This is a genomic window from Nocardia sp. NPDC019395 (genome assembly GCF_040632335.1).
GTDB lineage: Bacteria > Actinomycetota > Actinomycetes > Mycobacteriales > Mycobacteriaceae > Nocardia.
Genome location: NZ_JBEYBT010000014.1, coordinates 39,388 through 52,141 on the forward strand (window position 1 = coordinate 39,388; position 12,754 = coordinate 52,141).

The following is a 12,754-nucleotide window of genomic DNA, read 5'->3' on the forward strand; positions in this document are numbered from 1 at the left end:
TGGCGCGGATGACCATGCCGGAAACCGCTCCCGGGCCGACCGTCGCCGTCGTCGGTGGCGGTGTGATCGGTCTCGCGGTGGCATGGCGGGCCGCGGAAGCCGGCTGGGCTGTCACCCTCTTCGATCCGGAACCCGGCAGCGGCGCGTCGTGGGTGGCCGGCGGGATGCTCGCGCCGCTCTCCGAAGGCTGGCCCGGTGAGGACGAGGTCCTCGCTTTCGGCGCCGCGGCGCTGGCGCGCTGGCCCGGTTTCGCCGGCCGGCTCGAGGCCGTCACCGGGGTGGATGTATTCGTGGCCGGCGAAACCCTCACTGTCGCCCAGGACAGCGCCGATGCCGCCGACCTGCGCACTGTCGCCGACTGGGTGAGCGATCGCGGACACGATCTGCGGCTGCTGGACCGCGCCGGGGTGCGGGCATTGGAACCGGCGTTGGCGCGCACCGTACGAGCCGGGCTGCTGGCCGCGGCCGAACCCGCCATCGACAACCGGCAGCTGGTCACCGCGTTGCGCAAAGCCGCCGCCGAAGCCGGGGTGGTCGTGCGCCCCGTCCAGGTCCGGGATCTCGCCGAACTCGAGCACAGCCGGATCGTCCTCGCCGCGGGCGCCGCCTCCGCCGCGCTCTGGCCGGGGCTGCCGGTGCGGCCGGTGAAGGGCGAGATCCTGCGGCTGCGGCAGCGCCCCGGCACGCAACCGCCCCCCACCCGGGTGGTGCGCGCCCGCGTCCACGGCCGGCCCGTGTACTTCGTGCCCCGCGCCGACGGCGTGGTGGTCGGCGCGACCCAGTACGAGGCCGGTTTCGATACCGCGGTCACCGTCGCCGGGGTCCGTGACCTCATCAGCGACGCCGAGGTCGTACTGCCCGGGATCGGTGAATACGAACTGGTCGAGGCGAGCGCCGGATCACGGCCGGGTTCCCCGGACAATCTCCCGTTGATCGGCCGCCTGTCCGACCGCGTGATCGCCGCCACCGGCCACGGCCGCAATGGCATGCTGACCAGTGCGCTCACCGCCGACGCGGTGCTCGCCGAACTGGACGGGCAACCGCTGGCCGAGGCCGCGGCGGCCCGTCCGCGGCGGTTCGCGGCGTCCACACTCTCAGGAGGTAGTCGATAACAATGTCATCAGCATCAGGGGCACCGGTATCGCCGGTCCCCATCGGGGTCACTGTGAACGGGGCCGAGCACGAATTCGGCGAACCACTCACCGTGCGGGAACTGCTGGAACGGCTGGAACTGCCGTGCCAGGGCGTGGCGCTGGCCGTCGACGGTGCGGTATTCCCCAAATCGCGCTGGGACGAACCGGTCGGCCGCGGCTGGGAGATCGATGTGCTGACGGCGGTCCAGGGTGGCTGACGAACCGCTGCGCATCGCCGGCCGCACCTTCGGCTCCCGGCTGATCATGGGCACCGGCGGGGCGGAGAACCTGACCGTCCTGGAGGAGGCGCTGCTCGCCTCCGGCACCGAGCTGACCACCGTCGCCATGCGCCGGGTCGACTCGGCCGGCGGGACGGGTGTGCTCGATCTGCTGAAACGGCTCGATATCGCACCGCTGCCCAATACCGCGGGCTGCCGGACCGCCGCCGAGGCGGTACTCACGGCGCAGTTGGCGGCCGAAGCGCTGGACACCACCTGGGTCAAACTCGAGGTGATCGCCGACGAGCGCACCCTGCTGCCCGATCCCATCGAACTTCTCGACGCGGCCGAACAGCTGGTCGACGCCGGTTTCACGGTGCTGCCCTACACCAACGACGATCCGGCCCTCGCCAAACGACTCGAAGACGCGGGCTGCGCGGCGGTGATGCCGCTCGGCGCCCCGATCGGCACCGGGCTCGGGATCGGCAATCCGCACAATATCGAGATGATCGTGGGCCGCGCGGGGGTTCCGGTCATCCTCGACGCCGGGATCGGCACCGCCAGCGACGCCGCACTCGCCATGGAACTCGGCTGCTCGGCGGTCCTGCTCGCGACCGCTGTCACCCGGGCCCGGCAGCCGGCACTGATGGCCGCCGCCATGGCGGACGCGGTCCGGGCCGGGCACCGGGCGCGCGCGGCGGGCCGGATACCCAAGCGCTTCTGGGCTCAGGCGTCGTCGCCGGAGTTGTAAGGGGTAGGCCGGGGTTTTCGCCGATGCGGGTCATCCTCCAGGATGACCGCGGGTCACGACCAGCGGGCGACGCACGGACCCTTCGCATAGGGCATGCTGGTCCCCATGATCGAAGTCCGGGGCTTGACCAAGCATTACGGGCAGACCGTCGCGGTCCAGGACCTGACCTTCACAGTGCGACCAGGTCAGGTCACCGGTTTTCTCGGACCGAACGGCGCCGGTAAATCCACCACAATGCGGATGATCCTGGGCCTCGACCGGCCCACCGCGGGCACCGCGTTGATCAACGGCAAACCGTATGCCCAGATCCGCCACCCGCTGCGCGAGGTGGGCGCCCTGCTCGACGCGAAATGGGTGCACCCGAACCGCTCCGCGCGCGCCCATCTGGAATGGATGGCCGCATCCAACGATCTGCCGAAAGCGCGGGTCGAGGAAGTACTGCGGCTGGTGGGCCTCTCCGAGGTCGCCGGGAAATCGGCGGGTGGATTCTCGCTCGGTATGTCGCAGCGGCTGGGGCTGGCGGGGGCGCTGCTGGGCGACCCGAACGTCCTGCTGTTCGACGAACCGGTCAACGGCCTGGACCCGGAGGGCATCCTGTGGATCCGCCGCTTCATGCAGCGGCTGGCCGCCGAGGGCCGCACCGTTCTGGTGTCGAGCCATCTGCTCTCGGAGATGTCGCAGACCGCCGATCACCTGGTGGTGATCGGCCGGGGCCGGCTCATCTCCGATTCCACCACCTCGGAATTCATCGAACGCGCGTCGGAGGCGTCGGTGCGGGTGCGCAGCCCGCAACTCGACGAGCTGCGCAGCCTGCTCACCTCGCAGGGGATGACGGTCAAACAGAACGACGACAACGCCGAGGGCGCGGCACTGGTCGTGAACGGGGTGACCAGCGACGCTGTCGGCGCGCTGGCCGGGGAGCACAACATCACCCTCTACGAGCTCGCGCCGCAGCGCGGTTCACTGGAGGAAGCATTCATGCGGATGACCGGCGGGGATGTCCAATATCACGGCGAGATCGGCTCCGCGGGTGATGCCGCGGTGCTCGCGGCGGATTCGCCGGCGCCGCAACAGCCGAAGGTCCTGGGAGGTGCGCAGTAATGGGTGTGATCGCCGCGGAGCGGATCAAACTCACCTCCACCCGCTCGCCGTGGTGGTGCTCGGCGATCGTGGTGGCTCTGGCTGTCGGTTTCGCCGCGCTGTTCGGTCTCATCGGGCGGATCGCCGCCGATGATCCGCAGTCCTCCGGCGCCCCCGCCCTCACGGTCGATACCGCCTTCCTCGGTATCACCGGGTTCGGGGTCATGGTGCTGGCCATCATGGCCACCCTGACCGTGACCAGTGAATACCGGTTCGGCATCATCCGCACGACGTTCCAGGCGGTACCCAACCGGACGCTCGTCATCGGTGCGAAGACGGTACTGGTGGGCCTCTACGCGGCGGTCCTCACCACTGTGCTGGCCTTCGCCGCCTATGCGGTGGCCAAAGCGGTCGCGGGTGACGCGGGGGCCACGCTGATGCTCGACGGCAACTGGCGGGCGCTGTACGCGGTACCGATCCTGGCCTTCCTCAATGTGGTGCTGGCGATCGCGGTCGGCGTGCTGGTACGGCAATCCGCCGCGGCGATTTCCTTGATCGTTTTGTGGCAGCTGATCATCGAACCGCTGGTCGGAGCGCTCGGTAAAGTGGGACGTGAGATCAGCGCGTTCTTGCCGTTCCAGAACGCGAGCCGCTTCGCGACGATGGACGAGACACTGTCCTCGGCGAGCTGGCACTGGGGCGCGTGGGGTAGCCTCGCCTACTTCATCGCCTTCGTCGCCGTCGTCGCCGGTATCGCGTTACTGCTGGTCAACCGGCGAGACGCCTGACGCGAGCTACCCGAGCCGCTTCCCTCGCCGCTCGGGTAACGGGTGCGCGACCTTGTCGGGAGGATTTCGCGTACCCCGCGCTTCGGCGGCCACTGCCCGGTCGCCGGGGTGCACTTACCACCGGTCCGGCGCACCGAGCGCCGGACCGGTGGTCGTAATCACATCCTGGACATTTGTCCTGATCATCGATTCGCGGCGGCCGGGCCGCATCGCGAACGCCGGCTATCAGTAACCGAGCGTTCACCTCCGGCCCCGCGGCCCTCGCTACCATCGAGTTCAGGCAAGGCACCACACGTTTTCCATCGGCGGACCCAACGGCGTGCCGCACTCCTCCGATAGAGAGGTGACAGGTGACGATCCTCAGCACTCCACCCACGTCCAACCCCCTGAGATACCCTCGGGGCGTGAACGACAAACCCTCCGGCAGCCCCGCACCGGAGCCGGAGGCCGATAGCGGCGCCGAGGGCCCGACAATCGAGCTGACCCCCGTCCCGGGGAACGGTGATCCGGCGACCGTACGGTCCCCGCAGTCCCGGAACCGGCAGCGCCGCGTAACCGCGGACGGCCCCGCACCCACCGTGGCAGAAGGCCCCGCGTCCACCACCGAAAGCACCCGCGGCACCACCCGCCCCCGGATCGGCCCGCTCTCCGCGTTCATGAACGCCGCCAACCAGCGTCCGGACGTGATCGAGGTCCTCCGGAAGGCGCGCACCCAACTTCCCGGCGATCCGGCCTTCGGCGATCCACTCTCGGTCACCGGCCCCGGCGGCGCCCGTGCCGTCGCCCGCGCCGCGGACCGGCTCGTAGGAGACAGCCCCAGCGCCGCCCGCGAAATCGGCTTCGGCGCCCTGCAGGTGTGGCAGGCGGCACTCGAACGCCTCGGCCGCGGTAAGGGCACCCAGGAGATAACGGTGATGTTCACCGACCTGGTCTCGTTCTCGTCGTGGTCGCTGACCGCCGGTGACGAAGCCACCCTCGATCTGCTGCGCAAGGTCGCCCGCGCGATCGAACCGCCCATCGCCGAACGGGGTGGACAGGTCGTCAAACGGATGGGCGACGGAGTGATGGCCGTGTTCCCATCCGCCGACGGCGCGGTCGAGGCCGCGATCGCGGCCCGGCGCAACCTCGCCGATATCGCGGTGGGCAGCTACCGGCCCCGGATGCGTATCGGCCTGCATACGGGCTCACCGCGCGAGATCGGCGGCGATTGGCTGGGCGTGGACGTGACCATCGCGGCCCGGGTGATGGAAGCGGCGGGCAACGGCCGCATGATGATCTCCGAATCCACCCTCGCCGCCATGGAACCGGAAACTCTCGACGAGCTCGGGCACACCGCCCGCCCCTACCGCCGCAGTTTCTTCGCCGCGCCGCTCAGCGGCGTCCCGGAGGATCTACGGATCTACCGGGTCAGCACGGCCTGATGGATGCTCGGTGTTCAGGTGGGAGAACCAGTACCTGAACACCGACCGCCACCTGAAAGCGCTGTTCCGGCCGGCCTGAGCTGCGGCTCAGGACAGGTCGAGGTGGCGGTTCATCGCCATCGCGGCGTCGGCCAGTTCAGGTAGTTCCAGCACCCGCACCCCGTGCTGTTCGAGCTTCTCCACGCCCACACAGTTGACGACGAAAGTCGCGGGTTCGCGCCAGGCGATGACCACGGCCGGGATTCCCGCGGCGATCACCCGGTCCGTACACGGCAGCCTGCTCTTGGTGGCACGTTCCGAACACGGCTCCAAGGTGCTGTACAGCGTGGCGTGGCGCAACCGTGGATCGGCCGGGTCGAGTTTGGCCAGCGCGGCCTCCTCGGCATGGTTCTTGGGGTCGGCTTCGCGCGAGTAGCCGGTGGCGAGCTCGGTACCGTCGGCCACGATCACCGCCCCCACCGAGAAAGCGCCCGGAGCCGGTGGACTGCGCCGCGCCAGCTCGATCGCCCGGTTCATCCAGTAGTGGTGGTCGGGTTCGGGCATCGGGTCTCCTGGGGTCGGTACCGCAACACTGCCACATCCCCGAGCTGGGAGACTTCGAGCAGTTCCATGCGGTGAGTAGATCCACCCGGGAATCGGGCGGGGTGCAGGAAGCGCGGTGCCCGCGGATCCCCCACCAGGGCGGGTCCGAGGGCGAGGTGGAGTTCATCGGCCAGCCCACCGGCCAGGAAAGCAGTGTGGATCCGGCCACCGCCCTCGACCATCAAACGTGCGATCCCGCGTGCGTCGAGGTCGTCGAGGAGGGCGCCGAATTCGAGCTCGGCGCCCAGCGCGACGATCTCGGCGGGCGCGCTCAGCCGCTCGACCAGCCGCCGGGCGCCGGTTTCGGTGGTGTAGACGAGCGGAGGGTTCTCCTCGGTGCCGTGATGCCAGAAACGGGCATCCGGATCCAGGTTCCCGGCGGCGGTCACGGTGACTTTCCGGGGATGCTCGGGTTTCCCGGCGGCGGCCCGGGCCCGGCGGCGCTGCGCGCTCTTGACCAGCAACCGCGGGTTGTCGCGGCGCACCGTCTCCGCGCCGACCAGAATCGCGTCCGACCAGGCCCGCAATCCGTCCACCCGGTCGAAATCGGCTTCGTTCGACAGCAGCAGACGGTCGGGGGCCGTGTCATCGATATATCCGTCGACACTCACCGCGACCGACAGCAGGACAAAAGGCCGGCCGCCACCCCCGTCGCCCATCAGGCCTCCGGCCCCAGGACCCGGCCCCGCGGGATCCCCAGCACCCTGGCCTCCACGGGAACGGTCTCGCCGGGCCCGGCGGCGGGATCACCGGCCGCCGCCACCGCGGCGGCCGCATCCGAGGACTCCCCGCCATCGGATTCCTCGGCCGGATACGGCGGATCCAGCAGGACCGCCAGTTCGCCCGGGCCCTCGGGGTCGGCGTGCAGCCAGACGAATTCCGCGCCCAGATCGATCGTGCGGGGCAGGGTCACGGCCAACTCGGCCGCGTCGGCCCGCGCGCACTCGCTCGTATCCATCCGGGCGAAGGTCGCCCGCAGCCCCGGCCAGGCGTCCGCGAAGCCGGCATGCAGCGGAAAGCGGTCCACTTCGTCCTCGGGAACCCAGGCCAGTTCGACGCTCTCCTTGTTGGGCCGGACGGGCAAGCGCTTACCGGCGTCGGCGATCACCGTGGTGTAGGTCCAGCCGCTGGGCGCGACGGCGGTCACCCGTTCGGCACGCACCTGGATATCGGCGACCTTGATCCCGGCTTCCTCATCCGCCTCCCGCACCGCGGTGTGCACAGCCGTCTCGTCACTGTCCCTGGCCCCGCCGGGCAGCGACCAGGTTCCGCCCTGATGACTCCACAGCGCCCGATGCTGCAGCAATACGGCCGCGCCGCCGCTGCCGATCGGCGCCCGCAGCAACAACCCGGCCGCGCCGAACTTCCCCCAGTGCCGCACCCCACCGGGGCTCAAAGCCCACCCGTCTCCATCTCCGCGCATCTCGCACCGTCCTCGTCGACCGTCCCTCCATCCTGCCGTACCGGGTCGTATCGATGGTCGTTGTGGCCGTCAGAGCGCGAGCGTGCACAATACCGAATACGCTCATGACAGCGGTGTGAGCGATATCGCCCACATACGGCAGAGTGATACAGCGCGCACGGCGCCCAGAGTTGGAGGGTGGACATGACTCGGTCGGCGGTGGATCGGGTGGTCTCCGAACCCGAACCGGCCCAGCCGGAACCGGTGCCCGCTCCCGGGTGGAGCGACTCGGTGCGGCCCAGGGTCGAAATGGCCTGGAAGTGGGTGGATCCGGCGCGCGTACGCCTGTTCGCGCAATCCTCACCGGGACGACTGATCGGTATCGGGCTGCTACTTGTCGTGCTGTGCCTGGGATCCGGCGCGATCACCGCGGCAACCGTGCACGACCGGCAGAGCGACCTCGATATCCTGCTCGCCGACACCGAGCCCGACGCCAATGCCGCGCACCGCCTCTACACATCGCTCTCGGTCGCGGACGCCGCCGCGGCGACGGCGTTCATATCGGGCGGTCTGGAACCCGAGCAGGTACGCGACCGCTACAGCCAAGCCCTGGGCGAGGCCGGCGCCGAACTGGTGACGCTGTCCAGCGACGGCGAGGAGGACGATCGGCAGCGCAACCGCATCGGCTCCGGGCTACCGGTCTACTCGGGTCTGGTGGAGACGGCGCGAGCGAACAATCGAGAGGGAAACCCGGTCGGCGCCGCGTATCTGAGCGAGGCGTCACACGAGATGCAGATGCAGCTGCTGCCGGTGGCCGAGCAGCTCTACGACCGGCGCGCGGACGCCGTGGACAGCGCGCAGGACCGGCATGTCCGGCCACCGTGGCCCGCGATTCTCCTGCTCGTAGCGGCGCTGGGCGGACTGGTCTGGGCGCAGCGCCTGCTGGCGCAGCGCTGGCACCGGACGTTCAACCCCGGTCTGCTCCTGGCTTCGGGCGCGGTACTGATCCTGCTGCTGTGGACGGTGATCGCCGGATCCGTATCGGCCGCGGCGATGTCCACCGGCCGCTCCGACGGTACGGTTCCGGCCGCCCGGCTCACCGAGGGCCGGATCCTGGCGCAGCAGGCGCGTTCCGCGGAAACCCTGAAACTGGTGCGGCGTGATACCACCGGCGATTACGACCACGCGTTCGACGCGAACATCACCCGGCTCAACGAACTGCTCGCCGGACATACCGACCACGCGACCACCGAGGCACGCGCCGCGTTACTGCACTGGCTGGCGGCACACCAGCGGATGAACGACACACTGAACCGCGGCGAGTTCGCCCGCGCCGCTACGATCGCCACCGGGCCCGGTGCCGAGAACGCGACCGTCCACGTGGAAGCATTGGACAACGCCCTGGGTGCCGGTATCACCGAAACTCGGGAAACCCTGCGCAGCAATATTTTCCACAGCGCACGGGTACTCGACTATCTGGCGCCCGGCGCGGTGATCCTCGGTATCGCGGCCGCGGCGTATATCGCCTTCGGAATTTGGCCGAGACTGCGGGAGTATCGATGAGACCTGCGCGCAACCCGCTCCGGCCGGCGGCCCCGCGCCGATCGGCCGCGACGCGAACCGGATCGCGGCGAACGGGCCGTTCCTGGCCGCTACGGGCCGGGATCGCCTGCACCGCGCTGCTCCTGGCCGGCTGCGCCACCGGACCGGGTCCGCACAGTGAGACACCGCACGGCGACTACGCCGAGCCGCCCCTGCCCGCGCAGGCGACCGCGATAGCGGCGGACGGTCCCGTGCAGGTGCCCGACGATCCGAATTGCGGTGATCCGACCGCGAGCCTGCGCCCCGCCGGACCGGCAGCCACGGGGGCCGCGCTGGACCGTATCCGTGCCCGTGGCCGGCTGGTCGTCGGATTGGACACCGGCAGTAACCTGTTCAGTTTCCGCGACCCCAACAGCGGTGTGATCGTCGGATTCGACGCCGATATCGCGCGTGAGGTGGCCCGCGACCTGTTCGGCGATCCCGACCGCATCGAATACCGCAGCCTCGGCTCGGAGGAGCGGGAGGCTGCGCTGGTGGACCGCCGGGTCGATATGGTCGTGAAAACGATGACGGTCACCTGTGCCCGGTTGCAGCGGGTGGCGTTCTCGACGACGTACCTGCAGGCCCACCAGCGAGTTCTGGCCGTCCAGAATTCCGGGATCAACAGCCTGAAAGATCTCGCGGGCAAACGGGTGTGCACGATCCGCGGCACCACTTCGCTCGAGCACATCAGCCGGATCCAGCCCGACGCGTCCATTCTCACCGTGCCCACCTGGGCCGACTGCCTGGTGGTTCTACAGCAGCGCCAGGTGGACGCGGTGAGTACCGATGACGCGATCCTGGCCGGGCTCGCGGAACAGGACCCGCATACCGAACTGGTGGGCCCGAGTATCAGCGAGGAGCCCTACGGGATCGGTATCCCCAAGGACGACCAGGATCTCGTACGGTTCGTCAACGGCACGCTGGACCGGATCCGTGCCGACGGAACCTGGAGCCGGCTCTACACCCAGTGGCTCAGGGTCCTGGGACCGACGCCCGCACCTCCGCAGCCGGTCTATCGGGACTGATCACCGTGACAACGGACGAGTCCGGCAACCGGCGCGGGTCCGCTGACGACCCGGAACCGCCGGAAACCAGCGCACTCGACGTCACCCGGCAGCCCGGGGAGTCCGGCACCGGGGAAAACCCCGGTACCGAGGCGATCCCCGGCACCGCGGCTGTGGCGGCCGGGGAGCCGTGGGCCGCGACCAGTCTCGGTTCGGGCCGGGTCAGCGGCGGCCAGGTCCGGACCGGACGCAGTACCCGGACCGCACGTTCCCGGCCTGTCGTGCGCACGCTTGTCGCCGGTCTGGTCGAGATCCCGCCCATCGAACCCGCCGACCCCACCCAGGCCGTGCTGGCCGATCCGGTGGTGGCGGAAGGGAAACGATTCTGCTGGCGGTGCGGAAAACCCGTCGGCCGGACGAGCGCGAGCGGGCCGGGAACCACCCGCGGCACTTGCGCGAATTGCGGGGCGGCCTATGACTTCCGCCCGACCCTGCGGCCCGGCGATATGGTCGCCGGCCAGTACGAAATCCAGGGTTGTCTCGCGCACGGCGGGCTGGGCTGGATCTATCTGGCCATCGACCGGAATGTCAGCGACCGCTGGGTGGTGCTCAAGGGTCTGCTGCACGCGGAGGATATCGAGGCCCAGGCCGTGGCCGTGGCCGAACGCGAGTTCCTCGCCGAGGTCGCGCATCCGGGTATCGTCAAGATCCACAATTTCGTCGAACACCTACCGCCCGGCGGCGAGCCGATCGGGTTCATCGTCATGGAGTACGTGGGCGGCCGTTCGCTGCGCAGTATGCTCGACGATCATCCCCGCCCCGAACGGATTCCGGTGGCGCAGGCGATCGCCTATGTGCTCGAGGTTCTGCCCGCTCTCGACTACCTGCACGCCACCGAGCTCACCTACAACGACCTCAAGCCCGACAACATCATGGTCACCGAGGATCAGGTGAAGCTGCTGGATCTCGGTGCTGTCGCCCCGATCGAGGCCTACGGAAATCTGTACGGCACGAGAGGTTTCCAGGCTCCGGAAATCGCCCGGACCGGTCCCACCGTCGCCTCCGATATCTACACCGTGGGCCGGACGCTGGCCGTGCTGACCCTGGATATTCCCACCGAGAACGGCGCTTACCGCGACGGTCTGCCGACGCCGGAGGACGAACCGATCCTGGCGCAGTACGAATCGTTCCATCGCCTGCTGCTGTGCGCCACCGACCCGGAACCCGACCGCCGATTCCCTTCGGCCGGCGCGATGGCCGATCAGCTGTCCGGAGTTTTGCGCGAGATCCTCGCGCTCGACACCGGAACCGAACATCCGCACCGTTCGGTGGTGTTCGGTAAACAGCGCACCGCGTTCGGCACCGAACAATTGATCGGCCAGACCGATGCCTACGCCGACGGCGTCGGCCACGACACCGCGCTCGACGCCGCCGATATCGCGGCCGCGCTGCCGATCCCCCTCCCGTCACCCGCCGACCCCGTCGCTCGCCGGCTGTCGGACTCCCTACAGGCAGATCCGGATCAGGCATTGGCGGCACTGCACGAAGCGCGCGAGCAACTGGCCCAGGATCCGGCGGCGGCACCGGAGAGCCTGGAACTGGAGTTGCGACTGGCCGAAGCCCGGATCCTGCTGGACCTGGACCGGATCCACGACGCCACCGAACTGCTCGACGCGATCCCGCGGGCGAACCGGCGCGATTGGCGGATCGACTGGTACACGGGTCTGGCCGGGTTGCGTGAGAACGATTACGAGAAAGCCTATTCCGCCTTCGACGCCGTCCTGCGCGTGCTGCCGGGTGAGCTGCCGCCCAAACTGGCCCTGGCCGCCACCGCCGAACTCGTACTCCAGCACTGGCATCCGGACGAGACCAAGGCCTGGCGCGCCTACGCCGAGAACTTCTACGCCACCGCCTGGCGCACCGACCACGGCCTGGTGAGCGCCGCGTTCGGCCTCGCCCGCCTGCTCTCGGCCACCGGACGCTACGCGGAGGCGGTCGCCGCGCTGGACGAAGTGCCCGCCTCCTCACGCTATTTCACCACCGCCCGGATGACCGCCGTCCTGCTCCTGCTGACCAGCGCGCCCGTCGGGGAGTTGTCCGAACGAACCCTCCGCAAGGCCGGCGCCCGGGTAGAGGCACTCCCCCAGGATGAACGCCGGGCGGTACAGCTGCGGGTCATCGCCCTCGGCAGCGCACTGGCCTGGCTGCAAGCCGGCAACACCCCGGAACAACCTCGCCCACCGTTCACTGGTGTCGCGTTCACCGAGAACGCGCTACGTGACGGCGCGGAAAGGGGTCTGCGCACCCTGGCCCGGCTGGCCCCCGGCCGCCGCCACCGCTACGCCCTCGTAGACCTGGCGAACTACCTCCGCCCCACCACCTGGTTCTGAACGAATCTCCGGAAGCACCGACGCAATGGATGAGTCCGGTTCACCAACTGTCTTCGAAGAAGCGGCCTATGGCGCCGCCCTCCTCCTCGGACTCTGCCCGAGCGTGCCGCTCGGCCTCCAGCCGAGCGGTATTCGCCTCGGCGAAGAACTGCACCGATTGCACCTGCGGGTCGGCAGACAGCTCCCGCATCGCCGCGACCACCTGCGGCTCCTTATCCGCCAACGCGGCCCGGTAGGCGGCGTGGATCGCTGTGCCGTTGGGCGCGTGGACGGCGAGCAGGCGGTTCTCGGCGTCGACTACGACGGTGACCCCGCGTACGGTGCCGACACCGCGAATCCGTTCCAGCTCATATTGTGCCCGTTGCACTTTCAGCCCGAGTTCGTCGTAGGGTCCCGTCATA

13 protein-coding genes are annotated in these 12,754 nt (G+C 69.5%); 9 read left to right on the forward strand and 4 right to left on the reverse strand.

Features of this window, described 5'->3' with window-relative positions; translation table 11 throughout:
* The first annotated feature begins 8 nt into the window (after positions 1–8).
* The 6 genes from thiO to ABZ827_RS24415 all read left to right on the forward strand — a co-directional run bounded on the left by thiO (position 9) and on the right by ABZ827_RS24415 (position 5,391).
* Positions 9–1,112 (forward strand): glycine oxidase ThiO, encoded by a 1,104-nt coding sequence (gene thiO, locus ABZ827_RS24390; RefSeq protein ID WP_357240847.1) that lies wholly within the window; start codon positions 9–11, stop codon positions 1,110–1,112.
* Positions 1,113–1,114: 2 nt separating this feature from the next.
* A complete protein-coding gene (gene thiS, locus ABZ827_RS24395; protein WP_357240850.1) occupies positions 1,115–1,351 on the forward strand; it encodes a sulfur carrier protein ThiS in 237 nt (78 codons plus the stop codon).
* Positions 1,344–2,102 carry a thiazole synthase gene (locus ABZ827_RS24400; protein WP_357240852.1) on the forward strand — a complete coding sequence of 253 codons (759 nt, stop codon included), beginning with the start codon at positions 1,344–1,346 and terminating at the stop codon, positions 2,100–2,102. The genes thiS and ABZ827_RS24400 overlap by 8 nt, the downstream gene beginning before the upstream one ends.
* Before the next feature lie 105 nt (positions 2,103–2,207).
* Positions 2,208–3,203 carry an ABC transporter ATP-binding protein gene (locus ABZ827_RS24405; RefSeq protein WP_357240855.1) on the forward strand — a complete coding sequence of 332 codons (996 nt, stop codon included), beginning with the start codon at positions 2,208–2,210 and terminating at the stop codon, positions 3,201–3,203.
* A complete protein-coding gene (locus tag ABZ827_RS24410; RefSeq protein ID WP_357240858.1) occupies positions 3,203–3,970 on the forward strand; it encodes an ABC transporter permease in 768 nt (255 codons plus the stop codon). The genes ABZ827_RS24405 and ABZ827_RS24410 overlap by 1 nt, the downstream gene beginning before the upstream one ends.
* Positions 3,971–4,626: 656 nt before the next feature.
* Entirely contained in the window at positions 4,627–5,391 is a 765-nt protein-coding gene (locus tag ABZ827_RS24415; protein ID WP_357241102.1) for an adenylate/guanylate cyclase domain-containing protein, read from the forward strand.
* 87 nt (positions 5,392–5,478) lie between these two features.
* Here the strand turns inward: ABZ827_RS24415 and ABZ827_RS24420 are convergent, their stop codons facing one another.
* Genes ABZ827_RS24420 through ABZ827_RS24430 form a run of 3 tightly spaced genes read right to left on the reverse strand, consistent with a single transcriptional unit; the run spans position 5,479 to position 7,396 of the window.
* Complete coding sequence (locus ABZ827_RS24420) at positions 5,479–5,934, reverse strand: deaminase (protein ID WP_357240861.1); 456 nt, start codon at positions 5,932–5,934, stop codon at positions 5,479–5,481.
* A complete protein-coding gene (locus tag ABZ827_RS24425; RefSeq protein ID WP_357240864.1) occupies positions 5,904–6,632 on the reverse strand; it encodes a dihydrofolate reductase family protein in 729 nt (242 codons plus the stop codon). Before ABZ827_RS24425 ends, ABZ827_RS24420 begins: the two co-directional genes overlap by 31 nt.
* Positions 6,632–7,396, reverse strand: coding sequence for an NUDIX hydrolase (locus tag ABZ827_RS24430; RefSeq protein WP_357240867.1), 765 nt, complete (start codon positions 7,394–7,396; stop codon positions 6,632–6,634). Before ABZ827_RS24430 ends, ABZ827_RS24425 begins: the two co-directional genes overlap by 1 nt.
* A gap of 183 nt (positions 7,397–7,579) precedes the next feature.
* Here ABZ827_RS24430 and ABZ827_RS24435 point away from each other — a divergent pair, with 183 nt between their 5' ends.
* Genes ABZ827_RS24435 through ABZ827_RS24445 form a run of 3 tightly spaced genes read left to right on the forward strand, consistent with a single transcriptional unit; the run spans position 7,580 to position 12,353 of the window.
* A complete protein-coding gene (locus ABZ827_RS24435; RefSeq protein WP_357241105.1) occupies positions 7,580–8,938 on the forward strand; it encodes a hypothetical protein in 1,359 nt (452 codons plus the stop codon).
* Positions 8,935–9,984, forward strand: coding sequence for a glutamate ABC transporter substrate-binding protein (locus ABZ827_RS24440; protein WP_357240870.1), 1,050 nt, complete (start codon positions 8,935–8,937; stop codon positions 9,982–9,984). Before ABZ827_RS24435 ends, ABZ827_RS24440 begins: the two co-directional genes overlap by 4 nt.
* 5 nt (positions 9,985–9,989) lie before the next feature.
* Positions 9,990–12,353 carry a tetratricopeptide repeat protein gene (locus ABZ827_RS24445; protein WP_357240873.1) on the forward strand — a complete coding sequence of 788 codons (2,364 nt, stop codon included), beginning with the start codon at positions 9,990–9,992 and terminating at the stop codon, positions 12,351–12,353.
* Positions 12,354–12,393: 40 nt separating this feature from the next.
* On the opposite strand, the gene ABZ827_RS24450 is transcribed toward ABZ827_RS24445, so the two are convergent.
* Positions 12,394–12,753: a hypothetical protein gene (locus tag ABZ827_RS24450; RefSeq protein WP_357240876.1), complete on the reverse strand. Its 360-nt coding sequence runs from the start codon at positions 12,751–12,753 to the stop codon at positions 12,394–12,396.
* Position 12,754 lies beyond the last annotated feature (1 nt).

What these genes read in the sequence shown, in the direction of transcription:
- thiO (WP_357240847.1), top strand. Translation starts at nt 9, where the DNA reads ATGACCATGCCGGAAACCGCTCCCGGGCCGACCGTCGCCGTCGTCGGT.
- thiS (WP_357240850.1), top strand. Translation starts at nt 1,115, where the DNA reads ATGTCATCAGCATCAGGGGCACCGGTATCGCCGGTCCCCATCGGGGTC.
- ABZ827_RS24405 (WP_357240855.1), top strand. Translation starts at nt 2,208, where the DNA reads ATGATCGAAGTCCGGGGCTTGACCAAGCATTACGGGCAGACCGTCGCG.
- ABZ827_RS24410 (WP_357240858.1), top strand. Translation starts at nt 3,203, where the DNA reads ATGGGTGTGATCGCCGCGGAGCGGATCAAACTCACCTCCACCCGCTCG.
- ABZ827_RS24415 (WP_357241102.1), top strand. Translation starts at nt 4,627, where the DNA reads ATGAACGCCGCCAACCAGCGTCCGGACGTGATCGAGGTCCTCCGGAAG.
- ABZ827_RS24420 (WP_357240861.1), bottom strand. Translation starts at nt 5,934, where the DNA reads ATGCCCGAACCCGACCACCACTACTGGATGAACCGGGCGATCGAGCTG.
- ABZ827_RS24425 (WP_357240864.1), bottom strand. Translation starts at nt 6,632, where the DNA reads ATGGGCGACGGGGGTGGCGGCCGGCCTTTTGTCCTGCTGTCGGTCGCG.
- ABZ827_RS24430 (WP_357240867.1), bottom strand. Translation starts at nt 7,396, where the DNA reads ATGCGCGGAGATGGAGACGGGTGGGCTTTGAGCCCCGGTGGGGTGCGG.
- ABZ827_RS24435 (WP_357241105.1), top strand. Translation starts at nt 7,580, where the DNA reads ATGACTCGGTCGGCGGTGGATCGGGTGGTCTCCGAACCCGAACCGGCC.
- ABZ827_RS24440 (WP_357240870.1), top strand. Translation starts at nt 8,935, where the DNA reads ATGAGACCTGCGCGCAACCCGCTCCGGCCGGCGGCCCCGCGCCGATCG.
- ABZ827_RS24450 (WP_357240876.1), bottom strand. Translation starts at nt 12,753, where the DNA reads ATGACGGGACCCTACGACGAACTCGGGCTGAAAGTGCAACGGGCACAA.